A 20,521-nucleotide genomic window follows, 5' to 3' on the forward strand; every position below is an offset into this window, starting at 1 on the left:
AGGCCATCCGCTTGACGCCCACCCACGCTGTCATAGACTCCGCTCATCCGTCAGGGAGTTACGGTTATGCGGCGTGTTCGTGTGTGGGTTATTGGATTGACCTTTGTAACGTGCGTAGTACAGGCGCAAACGCCTGCGCCAGATGATCCGCTGCTGGACAGCAGCGGCAGTGCAAATGCCAGCAGTGAGGCCCGTGGTGTGTTGCGTGCCCGGGATCAGGCGGTGCTGGCCAGTGAGTTGTCCGGGCGTATTGTCGAGTTGCCGTTCAGTGAAGGTGAGTCGTTCAAGAAGGGCGACACCCTGGCGCGTTTTGATTGCTCGGCTTATCAGGCTCAGCTCAATGCGGCCCAGGCTGCAAGCCGTGGCGCCGGTGAAGAGCTGTCCCACAACAAGCAACTGGCGGCGTTGAATTCGGTCGGGCGTTTTGAAGTGGCGCGGGCCGAGGCCAAGGTCAGCGAGACTCAGGCGCAATCCCAGGTTTATCAGGTTCAGGTCAAACGTTGCAGCGTGCTGGCGCCGTTCGATGGCCAGGTCGTCGAGCGCAAGGTCAAGCGCTATGAAAGCGTTGCCGCCGGTGCGCCGTTACTGGACGTGGTCGACAACCGCACCCTGGAAATCCATCTGCTGGTGCCGTCACGCTGGATGGCCCGGCTCAAGCCTGGTCAGACCTTCAGTTTTGTTCCCGATGAAACCGGTCAGCCACTGGATGCCACGATCAAACGCCTCGGCGCGCGGATTGACGAAGGCAGTCAGACCTTGCTGTTGGTCGCGACGCTTCCCAGCGCCAACGGTTTGCTGGCCGGCATGAGTGGCACCGCACGTTTCGCGGAGCTTAAATGAACGCGCCCGTTGCGGGCGGCGCCGAACAGGTCTTCGCAAGGTTTCTGGATCTCGAACGCCTTACCCGTGCAGCGCGTACGCCTTCGCAATTGGCCTACAGCCTGGTCAATGAGGGTCAGGCACTGTTCGGCTTTCGCCATGCGGCGCTGGTGATTGCCGGCAAGGTGCAGGCCGTGACGGGTGTCAGTGCGGTGGAGCCAAATGCGCCGTTCGTGGCGTTTGTCGAGCAAGCCGTGGCGCAGTTGTTCAAGCTCGAGGTGCTGAAACAGGCGCGGGTGATTCCGGCGAATGTTCTCAGCGAATCGATTCAGGCGGACTGGCAAAGTCTTTCCGCGGCTCAGGTGTTCTGGCTGCCACTGATCGATCACCAAGGCGAGGTGTTTGGCGGTCTGTGGCTGGCGCGGGATCTGCCGTGGAATCCTTCCGAGCAAGTGTTGCTGTCGCAATTGGGTGACACCTACAGCCATGCCTGGCTGGCGCTGCAACCACGCAAACCGTGGCGACTGCGCTGGACACGAAAACGGCAGGTGGCGCTGCTCGCGATGTTGTTGCTCGGGTTGCTGATTCCGGTGCGCCAATCGGTGTTGGCACCGGCCGAAGTTGTTCCGCTGGGCGGCCGAGTCGTTGCGGCGCCGCTGGACGGAGTGATTGCCGAGTTTCTGGTCAAACCCAATCAGACGGTGAAAGCCGGCGACCTGTTGTTGCGCTTTGAAAGCACCACGCTCAGGGCTCAGGCCGACGTGGCCGAGCGCGCCTTGGGCGTTGCTGAAGCTGAGCTGAAGGCCAATTCCCAGCGCTCGTTCGCCGACGCTGAATCGAGTTCGAGAATCGATCTGCTGGCCGCACGAGTCGAGCAAAAACGCGCTGAACGGGATTACGCCCGCGAACTGCTCAAACGCAGTGAAGTGCGCGCCGAGCGGGGCGGTATTGCGGTGTTCGCCGACGCGGAACGCTGGACCGGTAAACCGGTGCAGACCGGCGAGCGGCTGATGGAAATCGCCGACCCGACCCAGGCTGAGTTACGCATCGAACTGGCGGTGGGCGATGCGATTGCGCTGGAGCCGGGCGCGCAAGTCGCGCTGTTCCTCGACAGTGATCCGTTGCAACGGCATCTGGCTCGACTTGAACGCGCAGCTTACGAAGCACAACCCACGGCCGGCGGACAGTTGGCGTATCGGCTCGACGCCAGTTTCCAGCAGACGCCACCGCGTATCGGGCTGCGAGGGACGGCGAAAGTCTTCGGTGACCGTGCGCCGCTGGCGCTGTACCTGTTACGTAAACCCCTGGCGGGTTTGCGCCAGAGCGTGGGGTTTTAGATGAGCCTGCCGAACCTGCGCGCAGACTTGCAACTGACGCCTGCATCACCGGCGCTCGATGGCTCGCCGCGCTGGACCCTGGCCGATCCGGTGCGTGGTCGCTATTTCAAACTCGGCGTGGCGGCGATGCGCCTGCTGCGCCACTGGTCCTTGGGTGATCCTGAACAGGTGTTACGTGCAGCCAACCGCGAGCCGGGTTTACCGCTCGATGGCGCGGAGCTTGAGCAATTGCTGGGCTTTTTGCGCAGCCACGACCTGATCGCCGCCCTCGATCCGCAACAGCGCGCCAGTTACAGCCTCAAAGCGGCCGCGCAACGCCAGTCGCTGTGGCAGATCTTGCTGCACCAATACCTGTTTTTCCGTATTCCGCTGTGGCGCCCGGACGCTTTTCTCAATCGCGCCTGGCCATGGCTGGAGCGCTTCGGTCCGCGCGCGTTGCGCTATGGCCTGCCTGCGACGCTGGGGCTCGGCGTGTTTCTGGTGTCACGGGACTGGCAGCGCTTTATCGCGACCTTCCCGCATTTGTTCAGTCTTGGCGGCGCGCTGGCGTTCGGCGTGGCGCTGTTCTTCGCCAAGCTCTGCCACGAGTTCGGTCACGCCTTCATGGCCAAGCGCGCCGGTTGTCGAGTGCAGAGCATGGGCGTGGCGTTCATGGTGTTGCTGCCAATGTTTTACACCGATGTCAGCGACGCCTGGCGGGTCAATGATCGTCGCGCGCGGCTGCTGATCGGCGCCGGTGGCGTGTTGGCGGAATTGCTGTTGGCGAGCATCGCGCTGCTCGCCTGGTCGCTGCTGCCAGACGGTCCCGGACGCACGGCGGCCTTCATGCTCGCCAGCGCCACCTGGATGACCACGCTGGTGATCAACCTCAACCCGTTCATGCGGTTTGATGGCTATTTTTTGCTCAGCGATTTTTGGCAAGTCGACAACCTTCAAGGGCGTGCGTTTGCCCTTTGTCGCTGGCGCTTGCGTGAGTTTTTATTCGGTTACGGCGCGCCGGCGCCGGAGCCGTGGTCGACGAAGATGCAACGGCGTTTGCTGATCTGGGGTTACGGCTCGTGGCTGTGGCGTGCGGCGTTGTTTTTCGGGATTGCACTGGCGGTCTACCACCTGTTCTTCAAGGTGTTGGGGATTTTCCTGATGCTGGTGGAGCTGGTGTGGTTCATCTTCCTGCCGATCATGAGTGAGTGGCGGCAATGGTGGACTCGCCGCGAACAGGCGCATGCGCCTCGGGTGCTGCTCAGTGGCCTGGTATTGCTTGGGTTGTTGCTGATGCTGGTCGTGCCGTGGCGCAGCGCCGTGGAGTTGCCGACGATGCTGGAGGCTGGCCGCGCCAGTGCCTTGCACGCGCCAGTCGCGGCGCGGGTCAAAACGGTGAATGTTCACGATGGTGAAGCGGTAGCCCAAGGCCAGGTGTTGATCGAACTGGAATCCCCGGATCTGGATTCGCGTCAGGCCATCGTCCGCCGCGAAATCCAGATCCAGCAGTTGCAGATGCGCCGCCAGGCCAGCCGCAGTGAAACCGCCGCCGACGCCGGTATCGTCGAGCAGCGCCTGGCCGAAGCGGTAGCGGAATACCGAGGCCTGGCCGCCCAGCGTGAGCGCCTGTTGCTGCGGGCACCCCACGCCGGCAAGGTGCGCGATCTGTTGCCGCAGTTGGCGGTCGGTCGCTGGTTGTCGACCAAAGATCCGCTGGCGCGGGTGGTCGAAGACGGCGCGCGGTTGCGCGGTTATCTGGCTGAGGTCGAGCTCTGGCGTGTCGCCACGGGTGCCAACGGGCGCTTCATCGCTGACGATCCGATGCACCCGGCGATCGCCGTGCAACTGAGCGAAATCGACACCAACGGAGCAGCCTTTGTCGATCAGGAAGCGTTGACCTCCGATCACCATGGACCGATTGCCGTGCGCCGGGATCAGCATCAAAGAGCGGAGCCGGTGCAGGCTCAATATGGGGCTCGGTTGAGCGTCCTCGAGGAAGTGCCGACGCCGGTGCAACCCTTGCGCGGCATTGTGGTGTTGCAGGGGCGCGGCGAGTCGTTGCTGGGTGTCGCCTGGCGGCGGCTGGCGGCGTTGGGCGTAAGGGAAAGCGGTTTTTAGGGAGAGCAACGATGGCGAATACCGATTCAGTGGCGGCCGACGGCTTGGTGGTTCGGCCTTCACGGGCCAGCGATGGGGCTTTTCTGCATAGCCTCTATCAATCGGCGCGGCCGGATCTGCAATGGATTGACGGTGAGCAAGAGGTGATTGAGCAGGTAGTGGCCCAGCAATTTCGAGTGCAGGAGCAAGGTCTGGGGGAACGCTTCCCCAACGCGATGCATTACGTGATCGAGAAGCTCGACACGGCCATCGGTGCGCTAACGACTGATTTTGGCCCTAATGAAATTCGTGTGCTGTACCTGGCGTTCATTCCAAAGGCTCGCGGCCAGGGTTATGGCCGCAAGGTGCTGCAAGGTGTGCAGAAAGCCGCGCAACAGGTTCGTTGCCCGGTAGCGACGGTGGTCTGGGCTAATAATCCCCATGCGCGCCAGCATTACCTGGCGCTGGGGTTTCATGTCGAAGAGCGCAACCCGGCGGCGGAGCGGTTGGTGTGGTATCCCGCTTAGGCCTTGTCGAACCTAAAAGATCGCAGCCTTCGGCAGCTCCTACGGGGTTTTGTGGACACCTGTAGGAGCTGCCGAAGGCTGCGATCTTCTAAGGGCTATCAATTAAATGCGATGTAAAAGTACCCCACGCCGGGGTCACGTCCCATGGCCGGCACCCGGGAGACAAAGATGTTTTCCACCTGACCCAGTTCCGGCAACGCCAGCGCACACAACCCATCGACAAACTCTGTGGGTTTCAAACTGTTGAACTCGACACTGAACGGCATGCGCTCGCTCTTGGGCATCCGCGAGCGGGGTGTTTCTTCAAGGCTGTCGATATGGATCGGCAATTCACTTCCATCCGGCAGTCGCAGGGTCCCCGTCTTGCCCAGCAGCGCCTGAAAGTGTTGGCTTTGAACCTGTTGCAGCATGGCGTCACTCCAAGAATCGAAAGTGGCCGGGGGATTTGAACCCCCCGGCGGCTTCTCAGTTGCGCGAAGGGAACAACCCGTTCAGGGCGATGCTGAAGTTGAGCACCAGGAACGGGTTCATCGTCTCCATCGGCAGGCCGTTACCCGCGGACGAGATTTCTCCCGTGACCGTGGTGGCCACGCCTTTGAGTGGCACGGCTGAAGCGCCTTGCGCATCGGAGTAGATGCTCGCCGAACCCGGGCCGCCGCCCGAGGCACCGATGTACGAGTTGGTCGCGGTCGGGTTGGTCACCGGGCTGCTCGCCGGGCTGGCCAGTTGCAGGGTGGTGGTGGCCGTGAGCCCGGACAGGGCGTGGGTGTGGTTGGGCAGGTTGGTGATGGTGGCGGTGACGTTCTCGGTCCCGGAGAACTCGCCGATGACGCGCGGGGTCAGATTCAGCCCGTTGCCCATGCACACCGGCATGCGGCCTTGCAGGTTGGGCAGCATGAAATTGACGGTGCCATTGCCTCCGAAGTTGACGCCAAGCAGGGCGAACAGCGCGTTGTATTGCGAGATGCCCAGCGTCTGGCCATTGCACAAGGCCCAGCCGCTGGGCGCATAGTTAAAGGCGAAAGGCTGGATAGTGCCCATAAAAACTTCCATAAGTCCTCATCCCTCAGGTTAGTTGTCTGGCGCGCCACGCGGGTGGCCCGGGCATCCGGGCAGATCGTTGCGAGTTGCCGATTCCGTTCATCTCCGTGGCTGGGTCACGCCACGCCAGAGCGTAGTTGATCCGCATGGCCGCCGAATGTCGTTGGTCGCAAAGCCAGCATCGACGACGGCGCTGTCGCTGTCCTACAGTGGTTGCAAGCATCAAGGTTTTTTACCGGCAGTCTGAGGGGAGGCAATGGAGGCACGTAGAGAAACACCGCTTGACGGCACCCAAGGCCCCCACGCGTCACCCGGCACCTGGGCGAGTGTTCAACGCTTGCTTCGATGGGTGCGCGAGCATTGGCTGCTGCCGATCCTGGCATTGGCCACGCTGGTGCGTTTTTATGACCTGACCGCGGCGGCGATCTGGGGCGATGAAGGTTCCAGTCTGCTGCTGAGCCAGTATTCGCTGGCCGAGATCTGGACGCATGCCGCCCATGATGTGCATCCGCCGCTGTATTTCATGCTGCTGCATGGTTGGATCGAGCTGTTCGGCAATGGCATTTTTTCGATTCGAAGCCTGAGCGCGCTACCGGGGATTGCCACTGTTGCGCTGGGCGTCTGGCTGGTGGACTTGCTCGCCACTCGCCGCGCCGCGTTGTTGGCCGGCGTCCTGTTGGCGCTGCTGCCTACCGCTGTGCGTTACAGCCAGGAAGTACGCATGTATTCGTTGCTGGGGTTGTGGCTGATCGGTGCCACGATTGCCCTGGTTTACTGGATCAAACACCCCGAGCGTATGCGCTATCTGGTGATTTACGCACTGCTGATGAGCTTGGCGTTCTACACCCATTACTTCACCGCCCTGTGCGTGCTGTGTCACTGGCTGTATCTGGGGCTGATCCGCGTACAGCCTGGCTATCGCTTGCGGCATATCCAGCAGCCCGGCTGGTGGTGGGCGAACGTGGCGATTGTGTTGGTTTACTTGCCGTGGGTGCCCAGCCTGATCGATCTGATGCAGCACATGGACCAGCTCAAAGCCAATGGTGATGTGGGATGGGAGACACCGGTCACGTTCGGCTCCTTGCCTTCGATGATCTTGTCGTTCCTGATCCAGGACGATGGCGAGAACCTGCCCACATGGATTTTCATCACGTTGCCTTTGGCGTCGCTGGCCTTGGTGTGGGTGGCGCTGGCGCGGGATCGCAGTGTCATTCGTGGCAGTGCATTAGTGGTGATCTACACAGTTTTGCCATTGTTGCTGGTGTTTTCGGTGTCGTTTATCTCGCCGGTGTTCATCGAGCGTTACCTCACCGCGTACGCCCTCGGCCTGCCGATGATTGCCGCGCTGGCCATTGATCGCCTGTACGCGGTCTTCCGGGTGCTGGCCGTGACGGTGCTGGTGTTGTTTGTCAGCGTCGAGCTGGCGGGCCTGAACAACAACGCCACGGTCGATGCCAACGATCAAATCAGCGTCATGGTCGACTACGTGAACCAGCACTTCGTTGCCGGTGACCGGATCGTCACCAGCGACATGCTCTGGTACCTCAGTTACGTCTACTACAACCGCACCGACGCCAAACCGCTGCTGTACACCCCGCCGTCGGCCAAGGGTGTTTCGAGCCGGCCGAATGCCTATGGTTTCGGCACGCTGGTGACCCAGGATATTTACCTCGACAGCCTCGGCGATTTGCCCAAAGGCACCGGCCGGGTGTGGTTGATCGGCACCGTCGATATGCCGAACGAATTCGTGCCGTTGCCCGCAGGCTGGCAGAACGTTGGCGTAACGCAGGCGGGAGGCGCCAACGCGCGCTTGTTCGTGTTGCATTGAGTTTGTAACAAAAAACGCGTTTTTCAGACGATTTAGCTTCGATTTGATATCAAAACACCATTACCCGTAAGGCTGTTCATGGTCTAGGCTCCGTCATACATAAAGGACTTATGACTAGGGTGAAGGGATTGTCACAGTTCCATTTTATTTCCGGCTTGCCGCGCTCAGGCTCGACCCTGCTTTCTGCGATCCTTTTGCAGAACCCGCGCTTTCATGCCGGCATGACCAGCCCCGTTGGCGCCCTGTTTTCCGGTGTTCTGGAGCAGTGCAGCGCTGGCAGCGAGTTCGGTGCGGTGATCGATACCGATCTGCGCCGTCGTTTGCTTCGCGGTCTGTTCGACTCCTTCTACGCCGACAAGGCCGACAAACCGGTGGTGTTCGACACCAATCGGTTATGGAGTTCGCGCCTGCCGGCCATCAGCGATCTGTTCCCTCAAGCCAAGGTGATTGCCTGCGTGCGCAATGTCGCCTGGGTCATGGACAGCATCGAGCGTTTGTATCGCGCCAACCCCTTTGAAAACACCAAGCTGTTCGGCGACGCGGTCGAGCGCAACACGGTCTACAGCCGTTGCGAAACCCTGGCGCAGCGCAATCGTCTGGTGGGGTTTGCCTGGGCAGCGCTCAAGGAAGCCTATTACGGCGAACACGCCGATTCGTTGCTGATTGTCGATTACGACTTGCTGACCCAGGCCCCTGATCGGGTCATGCGGCTGGTCTATGACTTCATCGGCGAACCCTGGTTCGAACACAATTTCGACAACCTGGCCTACGACGCGCCGGAGTTCGATCAAGCCCTCGGCGTCTCCGGTCTGCACAAAGTCAAACCCAAGGTCGAGCGGCAATCGCGGCGTACGATCCTGCCACCGGATTTGTTCAAGCAATACGCAGAATTGTCCTTTTGGCTCGATGGCTCAGCCAGCGCGGCCAATGTCATTCGTATGAAGGCCGACGCCGCGATCAGTTGATCGCGGCGTTTTCATTGATGCCTCAAGAAAGTTCGAGTCCGGGTGAGCAGCATGTGGTTGAGCAAAGGCAAGTCGCGAGTTACCGAAGGCGCACGGGCGCTGGCCTCACCCATGATCATGTCCCTGGAGCCGCGAATGCTGTTCGACGGCGCGGTGGCGGCCACGGTGGCCGATACCGCTCAGGCGGACAGCCACAGCACGGCTGATGCCGCCAAGACGCCGACGACCGACCAACCGGTCGCCAGCAAGGACACCCACGGCCAGGCCGATGCCACGCCTGCAACAGCCCCCGTTGCAGTGCCGGGCCAAAGCGTGGTGTTCGTCGATTCCCGCGTCAAGGACGCCGACAGCCTGCTCAAGGGCGTGGCGCCTGGCACCCAAGTGGTTCAGTTGGATGCGAGCAGGGACGGCTTGCAACAGATTGCCGACTACCTGGATCACCATCAGGGCGTCAGTTCGGTACAGATCATTGCCCACGGCAACGCGGGCGATCTGTGGCTGGGCAACAGTTACCTGTCGGCCGACAACGTCGCGGCCCGCAGCGCCGTGCTGGCGGAAATCGGCAAGGACATGAACGTCGGCGGGGACATCCTGATCTACGGCTGCTATACCGCCGAAGGCCAGCGGGGCTTGAGTTTTGTCGACTCGCTGGCACAACTGACCGGCCGTGATGTGGCCGCTTCCAGCAACCGCACCGGGATCGGTGGCGACTGGAATCTGGAAATTGCCACCGGCAATATCGAAAGCGCGAACGTGCTGTCGACTCAGGCCATGAGCGAGTATCAGTGGGGCCTGGCCACTTGGACGGCCACCACCAATGCCAACACGGGCGTCGGCTCACTGCGTGCCGCCATCGCCTCGGCGCAGAACGGCGATCTCGTCACCTTCAGCAGCAGCATGACGGTGCAGCTGACGTCCGATCTGCTGATCAACAAGAACATCTACGTAGATGGCGACTTGAACAACGACGGCGCGGCTGATGTGATTCTCGATGGTCAGTACAAGACCCGAGTAATTGAAGTGACGTCTGGCAGCATCGTGACCCTCGATGGTCTGGTGATCACCCGAGGCCTGGTGTCGGGCACGGGCGGTAACGGTGGCTACGGTGCCACTGGCGCGATGGCCGGGGGGATTTTCAACGCAGGGATTCTGACCCTGAAAAACGTCAGCGTGACGTCCAACGCCGCTTCCGGTGGCGGTGGCGGCGGCGGTGTCACGGGCGCTTTCTACGGCGGTGGTGGTGGCGGTGGCGGTGGTTTGGGCGGCCAGGGTGGCGGGCATGGCGGTTCGGCAGGACCGGGCACCGGCACGTTGGGCGGCGGTGCAGGCGGCGGTGGCGTTGGTGGTTACGGCGGCGGTTATGACGCGACCCACATGGGCGGTCGCGGCGGTACCACCACTGGCGGGGCTGGCGGCATAGGCGTTTCCTATTACAGCAACGGCGGTAACGGTGCGACGGCCACCAATGGCACGATTTCCATTGGTGGCGGTGGCGGCGGGGCCGGTTGGGACAAGGTGGGTGGCGCTGGCGGCAACGCGGTGGGCGGGATCTACAACGCCAGCACCGGCACCATGACCATCGTCGGCACCTCGACCATCACCAACAACATCGGTTCCGGCGGCGGTGGCGGCGGCGGGGGTGGCTATGGCAGCAATGCCAGCAATGGCGGCGCGGGCGGCAGGGGCGTCGGTGCGATCTGGAACAAAGGCACGCTGTTGATCACGGCAGCCAACTTCGCGGCCCTGGCCGGCAATGCCGCGGGCAGTGGTGCCGGTGGTGCCGCACTGGGCGGGGGTACGACCGGCACTTCGCCAACCTCCGTCGCGACAATCTACAACGACGGTGGTGTACTCAACACCGCGTATTCGCCGCCGCCGACCGCGACCATTGTGGTCGCTGACACCACACTGAGCATCGGCGAAACGTCCTTGGTGACCATCACCTTCTCCGAGGCCGTGACCGGTCTCACCAATGCAGACCTGACCATCGCCAACGGCACGTTGACCTCGGTGAGCAGCGGCGATGGCGGCATCACCTGGACGGCAACGTTCACGCCGACCGCCAGTCTTTCCGATACGACCAACGTCATCACCCTGGACAACACCGGGGTGATCAACGGTCTGGGCACTGCCGGCGTCGGTACCACCAACTCCAATAACTACATCGTCGACACCGTACGCCCGACCGCCAGCATCGTGTTTACCGACACGGCCCTCAAGGCCGGCGAAACTTCGCTGGTGACCATCACCTTCAACGAAGCAGTCACCGGACTCACCAACGCGGATCTGACGATTGCCAACGGCACCTTGACGTCGGTGAGCAGCGGCGACGGCGGCGTCACCTGGACGGGGACCTTCACACCAACCGCCAGCATCACGGACGCGACCAACCTGATCACCCTGGACAACACCGGGGTCAGCGACCTGGCGGGTAACGCCGGGAGCGGCACCACCGATTCGGGCAACTACGCCATCGATACCGTGCGGCCAACGGCGACCCTCGTGGTGACGGACACGGCGCTGAAAATTGGCGAAACCTCTCTGGTCACCATCACTTTCAGTGAAGCCATCAGCGGTTTCACCAACGCCGACCTGACCATTGCCAATGGCACGTTGACGGCCGTGAGCAGCAGCGACGGCGGCCTCACCTGGACCGCCACGTTCACTCCGAACGCGAGCATCAACGACACCACCAACCTGATCACCCTGAACAACACCGGGATCAGCGATCTGGCCGGCAATACCGGCACCGGCACCACCGATTCGAACAACTATGCGATCGATACACTCCGCCCAACCGCGACCATCGTGGTGGCGGACAATGCGCTGAAAATCGGCGAAACCTCGCTGGTGACCATCACCTTCGCCGAGGCGGTGACCGGTTTCACCAACGCAGACCTGACCATCGCCAACGGCACGTTGACCGCGGTGAGCAGCAGCGACGGCGGCATCACCTGGACGGCAACCTTCACCCCGACCGCGAGCACCAACGACACGACCAACCTGATCACCCTGGACAATACCGGGGTCAGCGATCTGGCAGGCAATGCCGGCAGCGGCACCACCGACTCCAACAACTACGCCATCGATACCGTGCGCCCGACGGCCACCATCGTGGTCGCGGACACGGCGCTGAAAATCGGCGAAACCTCACTGGTGACCATTACCTTCTCCGAGGCGGTAAGTGGTTTTACCAACGCCGACCTGACCATCGCCAACGGCACCTTGACGGCGGTGAGCAGCAGCGATGGCGGCATCACCTGGACCGCCACGTTCACGCCTTCCGCAAGCATCAACGACACCACCAACCTGATCACCCTGGACAACACTGGCGTCGCGGATCTGGCCGGTAACGCCGGTAGCGGCACCACCGACTCGAACAACTACGCGATCGACACCGTGCGCCCGACCGCCACGATTGTGCTGGCCGATACGACACTGACTCAGGGCGAAACCTCGCTGGTGACCATTACGTTCTCCGAAGCAGTGAGCGGTTTCACCAACGCGGATCTGACCATCGCCAACGGCACCCTGAGTGCCGTGAGCAGCAGCGACGGCGGCATTACCTGGACAGCGACCTTCACGCCGACCGCAGGCATTAACGACGCCACCAACGTTATTACTCTGGCCAATACCGGCGTGGCCGACATCGCCGGCAACGCGGGCAGTGGCACCACCAACTCCGGCAACTACACGATCGACACCGCCCCGCCGACCGCGACTATCGTAGTGGCCGACAACGCCCTGAAAATCGGTGAAACGTCACTGGTGACCATCACCTTCAACCAGGCCGTGACCGGTTTCACCAACGCCGACCTGACCATCGCCAACGGCACGTTGAGCGCGGTGAGCAGCAGTGACGGCGGCATCACCTGGACCGCCACCTTCACCCCGACTGCCAGCACCACCGATGCGACCAACCTGATCACATTGGACAATAGCGGCGTGCAGGCTGCCGCCACCGGCAACGTGGGCAGCGGCACCACCGATTCCAACAACTACGCCATCGACACCGTGCGCCCGACGGCCACGGTCGTGGTGGCGGACACCGCGCTGAAAATCGGCGAAACCTCATTGGTGACTATCACCTTCAGTGAAGCGGTCAGCGGTTTCACCAACGCCGACCTGACCATCGCCAACGGCACATTGACGGCGGTGAGCAGCAGCGACGGCGGGATTACCTGGACGGCGACCTTTACCCCGAGCGCCAGCACCAACGACACGACCAACCTGATCACGCTGGACAACACTGGGGTCGCCGACCTGGCGGGTAATGCCGGTAGCGGCACTACCGACTCCAACAACTACGCCATCGACACGGTGCGCCCTACGGCGACCATTGTTCTGGCCGACCCGACCCTGAGTGCCGGCGAAACGTCGCTGGTCACCATTACCTTCAGCGAAGCGGTGAGCGGTTTCACCAATGCCGACCTGTCCATCGCCAACGGCACCTTGACGGCGGTGAGCAGCAGCGACGGCGGCATCACCTGGACGGCGACCTTCACCCCAACCGTTGGCGTGAAAGACGTGACCAACGTCATCACCCTGGCCAATACCGGCGTGGCTGACTTGGCTGGCAACACGGGCAGCGGCACGACCAACTCCGGCAACTATACCGTCGATACCGTGCTGCCGACGGCCACCATCGTGGTCGCCGATAACGCGCTGGCAGTCGGCGAAACATCGCTGGTGACCATTACGTTCTCCGAGGCGGTAAGCGGTTTCAGCAACGCCGACCTGACGATTGCCAATGGCACGTTGACGGCGGTGAGCAGCAGCGATGGCGGCATTACCTGGACGGCAACCTTCACCCCGACCAACGCCATCACTGACAGCAGCAACCTGATCACCCTGGACAACAGCGGTGTGCAAAACGTCTCGGGCAACGCCGGCAGCGGCACTACCGATTCGAACAACTACGCCATCGACACCGTGCGCCCAACCGCGACCATCGTCGTGGCGGACCCAACACTGGCCTTGGGCCAAACCTCGTTGGTGACCATTACGTTCAGCGAAGCGGTGACCGGTCTGACCCTTGCCGACTTCACGGTCGCCAACGGCGCCCTGAGCGGCCTGAGCACCAGCGACAACATCACCTACACCGCGACCTTCACGCCGACGGCGAGCATCAACGATGCGACCAATATCATCACGCTGAACAACACCGGCATTGTGGACGCGGCCGGCAACACTGGCTCGGGCACCACCGATTCCAACAACTACGCGATCGACAGCCTGCGTCCGACCGCCACCATTGTTGTCGCCGACCCCACCCTGAGTGCCGGCGAAACCTCGCTGGTGACCATCACCTTCAGCGAGGCGGTCAGCGGTTTCGACAACAGTGACCTGAGTATCCCTAACGGCACCTTGAGCGCGGTGAGCAGCAGCGACGGCGGCATCACCTGGACGGCGACCTTCACCCCGACGGTCGGCGTCAGGGACACCACTAACCTGATCAGCCTGAACAACAGCGGCGTGGCCGACATTGCCGGCAACGCAGGCAGCGGCATCACCAATTCGGCCAACTTCACCATCGACACCGTGCTGCCGACCGCCACCATCGTCGTCGCCGACAATACGCTGAGCGTCGGTGAAACGTCGCTGGTGACCATCACCTTCTCCGAAGCAGTGACCGGTTTCAGCAACGCCGACCTGACCATCGCCAACGGTACGTTGACGGCGGTAACCAGCGGTGATGGCGGCATTACCTGGACGGCAACCTTCACCCCGACCAACGCCATCACTGACAGCAGCAACCTGATCACCCTGGACAATGCGGGTATGCAAAACGCCTCGGGCAACGCCGGCAGCGGCACTACCGATTCCAACAACTTTGCCATCGACACCGTGCGTCCAACCGCAACCATCGTGGTGGCCGACTCGGCGTTGGGCGTTGGCCAAACCTCGTTGGTCACCATCACCTTCAGCGAAGCCGTGAGCGGTTTCGATAACAGCGACCTGACCATCGATAACGCCACCCTGAGCAATGTCACCAGCAGCGACGGCGGGATCACCTGGACCGCGACCCTGACGCCTTTGGCCGGCATCACCGACACCAGCAACATCGTCCGGCTGGACAACACCGGCATCCAGGATCTGTCCGGCAACACCGGCAGCGGCACCACCGACTCCAACAATTACGCCATCGACAGTCAACGCCCGACCGCGACCATTGTGTTGAGCGATACAACCCTGAAACCGGGCGAAACCGCGCTGGTGACCATCACCTTCAGCGAGGCGGTGAGCGGGTTCGACAACAGTGATTTGAGCGTCGCCAACGGTACGTTGAGCAATGTCAGCAGCAGCGACGGCGGCATTACCTGGACCGGGACGTTCACGCCGACCCTCGGCGTGACCGACGCCACCAATCTCATCACCCTGAACAACACTGGCGTCTCGGACCTGGCCGGTAACACGGGCTCGGGCACGACCAACTCCGCCAACTATGTGGTGGAGACCCAGGTGCCGACCGCAACCATCGTGGTGGCCGACAACGCCCTCAAGGCCGGTGAAACCTCAGGGGTGACCATCACCTTCAGCGAAGCGGTCAGCGGTTTCACCAACGCCGACCTGACCATTGCCAACGGCACCTTGAGCAACGTCAGTAGCAGTGACGGCGGCATCACCTGGACCGCGACGTTCACGCCAACCGTCAACGTGACGGACACCACCAACCTGATCAGCCTCGACAACAGCGGTGTGACCAACGCGTCGGGCAACAGTGGCGTGGGCGTGACCGATTCCAACAACTACGCCATCGACACGACGCGGCCGACGGCGACCATCGTGGTGGCGGATAACCGCTTGGGCATCGGCGAGACGACCACGGTCACCATCACCTTCACCGAGACGGTTTCAGGTTTCGACCTGTCGGACCTCAGCGTCGCCAATGGCACTTTGTCCAACCTGCTCAGCAGCGATGGTGGCAAGACCTGGACCGCCACGCTGACCCCGACCGCCAACATCAACGACACCACCAACCTGGTCCTGCTCGACAGCAGCAATGTGGCGGACGCCGCGGGCAACGCCGGTGTCGGGATCGCGATCTCCAACAACTACGCGCTCGATGCCACCCGGCCGACGGCAACCATCGTGGTCGCCAATCCGAACCTGGGCATGGGTCAAACCACGCTGGTGACGATCACCTTCAGCGAAGTGGTAAGCGATTTCGATCTGTCGGACCTCAGCGTTACCAACGGCGAGCTGACCCACCTGGCCAGCAGCGACGGCGGCAAGACCTGGACCGCGACCTTCACCCCGACCGCGAGCATCGCCGACCCGAGCAATTTCATCGCGCTGGACACCAGCAACGTCAGCGACGGTTCGGGCAATACCGGCACTGGTGTGGCGGTGTCCAATAACTACACCATCGACACCGTGCCGGTGCAGACGCCTGCCGTGGTCGTGACGCCTGACCCGCTGGCCCGGATCCCACCACCGGTAACCGTTTCCGATCAGCCCAACGTGCCACTGCAACCGATCATTTTCACTCCTCCGACCGGCGATCTCGGCTCACCGCTGACCTTTACTCCGTTGTTCGAAAGCCGCGTGATCGGCAATGGCATCCGGCCGCTGGGCGACATCTTCATGAACCACGGTGCGCTGGCGCCCAGCTTCATCGCCCAGGTGTTCAGCAGCAGTGACAGCGGTGGCGATGGCTCGGGCAACGGCTTCCTCGGCTTTGGCGGTGGCGATGGCGGGGTGTTCAGCACCAGCACGTTGTCGAGCCTGTTCAATCAGGACACCGGCAACGAACGAGACTCGCTGAGTTCATTCGGCAGTCATTCGATCAAGGCCGGGGATGTTTCACAGGGGCTGCGCGGCGTGTTTGGCGCGCCGAGTCTCGTCCAGCAATTGCAACAGCTCAAAGACACCGAGCAACGGCAGGTCGACAGCCTGGCCGCCGCTTTGCGACAGGTCGGCATCAGCGAAATGCAGGCCTGAAAAAACACCTAAAACAATGCTGTGTCCAGGGGCAGTCAAGGATGAATAGAAGTTCTAAGTTGTTCGGCGCCAGCCTGCTGGTGCTTGCAGTCAGCGGATGTGCAGTCACCAGTGAACCGATCGAACGCAGCGTCAGCCAACAGCGCGCCAGGAGCGACCTGCAAAGCATGTACAAGGATCAGGAACCCCTCAGCGGTCCGCTGACCCTGCATCAGGCCATGGCCCGCGCGGTGAAGTACAACCTCGAAGGCCGGCTCAAGATCATGGAAGAGGCCCTGGCCAAGCGCCAACTCGACCTCGCCAGTTTCGACATGTTGCCGCGCATGGCGCTGGACGCCGGGTATGTCGGCCGCAACAACGTCAACGCCTCCAGCAGCCAGAGTGTACGGACCGGAACCCAGTCACTGGAGCCATCGACCTCACAAGACCGCGACCGTGAAGTCGCCGACCTGACCATGGTCTGGAACGTGCTCGATTTTGGCGTCAGCTACATCAGCGCCAAGCAACAGGGCGACCAGCGACTGATCGTTCAGGAGCGTCGGCGCAAGGTGATCAACACCATCGTTCAGGACGTGCGCTCGGCCTATTGGCGGGCCATGGCCGCCGAGCGTTTGCTCAAGCAGATCGACAGCCTCATGGCCCGGGTCGACACCGCACGCGGCAACAGCCAGAGCATGAGCCAGCAGCGAATCGGCGACCCGATTCAGGCGCTGGGTTATCAACGCTCGCTGATCGAAGCCACGCGTCAACTGGAAGAGCAGCGACGTGCGCTGTCGTTGGCGAAAACCGAACTGGCGACTTTGATCAACCTGCCGCTGGGCACCGACCTGACCCTGGCGACCCCGGACGACTATGTCATTCCGGAATTGAAAGTTGACCTCGCCAGCCTGGAACAGGAAGCCCTGACCAGCCGTCCAGAACTGCGCGAACAGGATTACCAAAGCCGCATCAGCGCGGCCGAAACCCGCAAAGCCATGTTGCGGCTGCTGCCGGGGCTGGAGTTCTCGGCCGGCGGGCATTACGACAGCAACTCGTTCCTGGTGGAGCAGGGCTGGGCCGACTACGGCGTGAAAGTGACGTGGAACCTGTTCAACGTGATCTCCGCACCGGCGGCGATCAACGTTGCCAAGGCTGGCGAAGAAGTCGCCACGGCGCGCCGCCAGGCCATGTCGATCGCGGTGTTGGCGCAGCTTTATGTGGCCAACGCCAACTACCGCGAGGCGTTGCGGCAGTTCAAGACCAATCAGCAACTGTCGGACATCGACGGTCAGATCGTTGGCCAGCTGCGCAACCGTTATCAGGCGGCCGGGCTGGGTGAACTGGACCTCATCCAGGGCGAACTGAACACCTTGCAGGCCGATTTGCGTCGCGATCTGTCATACGCCGATCTGCGTAACGCTTACGGCCAGATCTTCGCCAGTGCGGGGCTCGATCCGCTGCCGGATCAGGTGCAGTCCACCGAAGTGCAATCCATTGCCACCGCGTTGGCCAACCGCGAATCGGCGTGGGCGGCCGGGAACATCACGACGCCGGTGGCCCATGTCCAGGCCCAATAATCTGCTGGCACCGACGTCGAGCATCAGCCGCGCACAACGGGAGGTGCGCAACGGCCATCGCGGCACGGCGATTTTGCTGACCGGTTTGCCGGCGGCGGGCAAATCGACCCTGGCCCAGGCGCTGCACGCCGAGCTTTTCGAGCACGGCGTGCAGAGCATCGTGCTCGATGGTGACGGGCTGCGGGTCGGGCTCAATCGTGATCTCGGTTTTACCGACAGTGATCGTCTGGAGAACATCCGTCGCGCCAGCGAAGTCGCGGCACTGTTGGTGGAGAACGGGCAAATCGTCATCCTCGCGATGATCGCGCCGCTGATGGAGTTGCGTGAGGTGTTCGCCCGGCGACTGGGTGAGGATTACCGCGAAGTCTGGTGCAGCGCTTCCCTCGCCGTCTGCGAACAGCGCGACCCGAAAGGTCATTACGCCCGTGCACGACGGGGTGATTTACCAGGTTTTACCGGCGTGTCTGCGCCGTATGAACCGCCGCCGTCCGCCTCCTTGGTGCTCGATACCGGCGTGCAGTCGGTTGAGGCCAGTCTAGATCACTTGCTGACCTGGCTCGGCGAGTGCGCGGTGTTGCCGAAGCGATGAACCGACCGGCGTTTTCCCGCTTGCCGGTGGCCGTGGATTTGCCGCTGCTGTTGCAGGCGTTGGCCGCCGTTGACGAGGACAGGTGGCAGGGGCATTTCAACAACGCTTATTACGCTGGCGACTGGAGCGGTGTCGCGCTGATTTCGGCGGCGGATGCGTTGACTGAACTGGCGCCGGGTCGCGGTCAACCGCTCTTGCGCGCACCCTGGTTGCGGGATGTCCGATGGCAGCAAGGCTTGCGCGATCTGCCGCTGGACATCGTCAGCGCGCGCTTGTTGCGGCTGGGTCCGGGTGGGCAGATTCACGAACATCGCGACTACGACCTTGGCGGGCCAGACGCTGATCTGCGTCTGCACATCCCGCTGGTCAGCGCGCCTCAAGTGGACTTTCTGCTGGACGGCCAGCGCATGCCGATGGCTGTCGGTGAATGCTGGTTTCTCGACCTGTCGCGGCCGCATCGTGTGGACAATCGTGATACTCGGGCGCGCATTCATCTGGTGCTTGATTGTCGGCCCGACGCCTGGCTGGAGCAGGCGATTATCGACGGCGAATTGACCACGCCAAATCCCGATGTTTTTCACGGATGCCTTGCGCAGTTCAGGGCACTGGTAGAGAGCGATCCGCCGCTGTGCAAAACCTTGCAGGCGTTGCAGGACAGCGAAGCTTTTATCACCCGAGCCCTGGAATTGGCGGCTGCGCGAGGCCTGCCGCTCTCCCGCGAAGAACTGCGCGCAGCCATGCGCGACGGCCGCCGACAATGGAACAAACAATGGAAGGCATGAGCCTCGAAGGCTGGTTGCCGATCCGGGCCTGGCAAGAGGCCGGGCAATGGCGCGTCGACTGGTGCTGGTTCGGTGACACCCCGCTGCATCAGCCGTTTTTTCGCGATGCCGTGGAAGCGGCGCTGCGATTGCCGTTCAATCAGGCGTTTCGCCGGGAAACGCCTTTATCGACCCTCGTTGACTGGCAAATGTGCAGTCCCGGTTTGGCCCCGAGTGCGTTCATCTTTCACGCGTCCCGCTGCGGCTCGACCCTCATCAGCCAAATGCTCGCGCAGCTCGATAACCACATCGTGATCAGCGAAGCACCGCCGCTGGATGCGCTATTGCGCAGCGACTTGCCCGCCGTCGAGCGTCGCGCTGCCATCGAAGGATTGCTGTCCGCCTACGGACAGCGTCGGCTCGGTGTCGAGCAACGTTTGGTGATCAAACTCGATGCCTGGAACATCGGTGAACTGCCGTTGCTGCGTGAGTGTTTTCCCGATACGCCGTGGCTGTTTCTTTATCGCGATCCGCTGGAAATTGCCGTTTCACATCTACGCCGTCCGGGCATGCACATGGTGCCGTGGATGATCGGAGCGAGTGTGCTCGATGATGAGTTGCCGTTTGCTGGCCGAGAGGACTTCATCGCACGGCGGTTGGGGCGGTTGCTGCAAGCAGGGTTGGCGCAATGCCGGGCGTTTGGCGGGTTGGCGGTGAATTACAGCGAATTGCCAGATGTCATGGCGGGGCGATTGGCTGAGTTTTTCGGGTTGGATGACGTGCAACGTAAGCAAGTGTTTGCGGCGGTGGGGCAGCATGCCAAACGGCCTTCAGACGTGTTTGTCGGGGACAGTGACAGCAAGCGCCGCGAAGCCTCGGTGCTGTTGCGTGAGCAGGTAGAGCGTTGGGCGCGAGCGCCTTATGAAGCGCTTGAAAGAGAGCGTGGCAGTTGCCAGGTCATGTATCGACGGGTCTGACGCCTTCGCGAGCAGGCTCGCTCCCACATTGGATCTCAGTGGTACATAGAGGTTGTGTTCACTGAAGATCAACTGTGGGAGCGGGCTTGCTCGCGAAGGCG

Annotated in this window: 13 protein-coding genes; 11 read left to right on the forward strand and 2 right to left on the reverse strand. The window is 62.1% G+C overall.

Going from position 1 to position 20,521, the window contains the following annotated elements:
- Window positions 1–66 precede the first annotated feature (66 nt).
- Genes EAH74_RS18990 through EAH74_RS19005 form a run of 4 tightly spaced genes read left to right on the forward strand, consistent with a single transcriptional unit; the run spans window position 67 to window position 4,759 of the window.
- A complete protein-coding gene (locus tag EAH74_RS18990; protein ID WP_140680332.1) occupies window positions 67–840 on the forward strand; it encodes an efflux RND transporter periplasmic adaptor subunit in 774 nt (257 codons plus the stop codon).
- Window positions 837–2,156: an efflux RND transporter periplasmic adaptor subunit gene (locus EAH74_RS18995; RefSeq protein ID WP_140680333.1), complete on the forward strand. Its 1,320-nt coding sequence runs from the start codon at window positions 837–839 to the stop codon at window positions 2,154–2,156. Before EAH74_RS18990 ends, EAH74_RS18995 begins: the two co-directional genes overlap by 4 nt.
- Window positions 2,157–4,253: an efflux RND transporter periplasmic adaptor subunit gene (locus EAH74_RS19000; RefSeq protein ID WP_140680334.1), complete on the forward strand. Its 2,097-nt coding sequence runs from the start codon at window positions 2,157–2,159 to the stop codon at window positions 4,251–4,253.
- Window positions 4,254–4,264: 11 nt separating this feature from the next.
- The gene (locus tag EAH74_RS19005) at window positions 4,265–4,759 is read left to right on the forward strand and encodes a GNAT family N-acetyltransferase (RefSeq protein WP_140680335.1); all 495 of its coding nucleotides are present in this window, start codon (window positions 4,265–4,267) and stop codon (window positions 4,757–4,759) included.
- A 98-nt stretch (window positions 4,760–4,857) separates the two neighbouring features.
- Here EAH74_RS19005 and EAH74_RS19010 read toward each other — a convergent pair whose 3' ends face one another.
- Both EAH74_RS19010 and EAH74_RS19015 read right to left on the reverse strand, forming a co-directional pair.
- The gene (locus EAH74_RS19010; protein WP_140680336.1) at window positions 4,858–5,169 is read right to left on the reverse strand and encodes a DUF6916 family protein; all 312 of its coding nucleotides are present in this window, start codon (window positions 5,167–5,169) and stop codon (window positions 4,858–4,860) included.
- 55 nt (window positions 5,170–5,224) lie between these two features.
- On the reverse strand, window positions 5,225–5,812 hold the full coding sequence (locus EAH74_RS19015) for a phage tail protein (RefSeq protein WP_140680337.1): 588 nt from the start codon (window positions 5,810–5,812) through the stop codon (window positions 5,225–5,227).
- Between the two features lie 244 nt (window positions 5,813–6,056).
- On the opposite strand from EAH74_RS19015, the gene EAH74_RS19020 reads away from it, so the two are divergent.
- The 7 genes from EAH74_RS19020 (at window position 6,057) to EAH74_RS19050 (ending at window position 20,420) form a co-directional block, all read left to right on the forward strand.
- Window positions 6,057–7,628 carry a glycosyltransferase family 39 protein gene (locus EAH74_RS19020; RefSeq protein WP_140680339.1) on the forward strand — a complete coding sequence of 524 codons (1,572 nt, stop codon included), beginning with the start codon at window positions 6,057–6,059 and terminating at the stop codon, window positions 7,626–7,628.
- Between the two features lie 119 nt (window positions 7,629–7,747).
- Entirely contained in the window at window positions 7,748–8,593 is an 846-nt protein-coding gene (locus EAH74_RS19025) for a sulfotransferase family protein (protein WP_140680744.1), read from the forward strand.
- Window positions 8,594–8,644: 51 nt separating this feature from the next.
- A complete protein-coding gene (locus tag EAH74_RS19030) occupies window positions 8,645–16,537 on the forward strand; it encodes an Ig-like domain-containing protein (RefSeq protein ID WP_240050531.1) in 7,893 nt (2,630 codons plus the stop codon).
- 41 nt (window positions 16,538–16,578) lie between these two features.
- On the forward strand, window positions 16,579–18,093 hold the full coding sequence (locus tag EAH74_RS19035; protein WP_140680340.1) for a TolC family protein: 1,515 nt from the start codon (window positions 16,579–16,581) through the stop codon (window positions 18,091–18,093).
- Entirely contained in the window at window positions 18,077–18,682 is a 606-nt protein-coding gene (gene cysC / locus EAH74_RS19040; protein WP_140680341.1) for an adenylyl-sulfate kinase, read from the forward strand. The genes EAH74_RS19035 and cysC overlap by 17 nt, the downstream gene beginning before the upstream one ends.
- Complete coding sequence (locus EAH74_RS19045) at window positions 18,679–19,464, forward strand: aspartyl/asparaginyl beta-hydroxylase domain-containing protein (RefSeq protein ID WP_140680748.1); 786 nt, start codon at window positions 18,679–18,681, stop codon at window positions 19,462–19,464. Before cysC ends, EAH74_RS19045 begins: the two co-directional genes overlap by 4 nt.
- Entirely contained in the window at window positions 19,452–20,420 is a 969-nt protein-coding gene (locus EAH74_RS19050; RefSeq protein ID WP_140680342.1) for a sulfotransferase, read from the forward strand. Before EAH74_RS19045 ends, EAH74_RS19050 begins: the two co-directional genes overlap by 13 nt.
- Window positions 20,421–20,521 lie beyond the last annotated feature (101 nt).

Source organism: Pseudomonas mandelii (assembly GCF_006438925.1).
GTDB classification, from domain to species: Bacteria; Pseudomonadota; Gammaproteobacteria; order Pseudomonadales; family Pseudomonadaceae; genus Aquipseudomonas; species Aquipseudomonas mandelii_C.

Coding starts and splice junctions, on each gene's coding strand:
- EAH74_RS19050 (WP_140680342.1), top strand. CDS start 19,452: ATGGAAGGCATGAGCCTCGAAGGCTGGTTGCCGATCCGGGCCTGGCAA.
- EAH74_RS19015 (WP_140680337.1), bottom strand. CDS start 5,812: ATGGAAGTTTTTATGGGCACTATCCAGCCTTTCGCCTTTAACTATGCG.
- EAH74_RS19030 (WP_240050531.1), top strand. CDS start 8,645: ATGTGGTTGAGCAAAGGCAAGTCGCGAGTTACCGAAGGCGCACGGGCG.
- EAH74_RS19000 (WP_140680334.1), top strand. CDS start 2,157: ATGAGCCTGCCGAACCTGCGCGCAGACTTGCAACTGACGCCTGCATCA.
- EAH74_RS19045 (WP_140680748.1), top strand. CDS start 18,679: ATGAACCGACCGGCGTTTTCCCGCTTGCCGGTGGCCGTGGATTTGCCG.
- EAH74_RS19010 (WP_140680336.1), bottom strand. CDS start 5,169: ATGCTGCAACAGGTTCAAAGCCAACACTTTCAGGCGCTGCTGGGCAAG.
- cysC (WP_140680341.1), top strand. CDS start 18,077: ATGTCCAGGCCCAATAATCTGCTGGCACCGACGTCGAGCATCAGCCGC.
- EAH74_RS19020 (WP_140680339.1), top strand. CDS start 6,057: ATGGAGGCACGTAGAGAAACACCGCTTGACGGCACCCAAGGCCCCCAC.
- EAH74_RS18995 (WP_140680333.1), top strand. CDS start 837: ATGAACGCGCCCGTTGCGGGCGGCGCCGAACAGGTCTTCGCAAGGTTT.
- EAH74_RS19035 (WP_140680340.1), top strand. CDS start 16,579: ATGAATAGAAGTTCTAAGTTGTTCGGCGCCAGCCTGCTGGTGCTTGCA.
- EAH74_RS18990 (WP_140680332.1), top strand. CDS start 67: ATGCGGCGTGTTCGTGTGTGGGTTATTGGATTGACCTTTGTAACGTGC.
- EAH74_RS19005 (WP_140680335.1), top strand. CDS start 4,265: ATGGCGAATACCGATTCAGTGGCGGCCGACGGCTTGGTGGTTCGGCCT.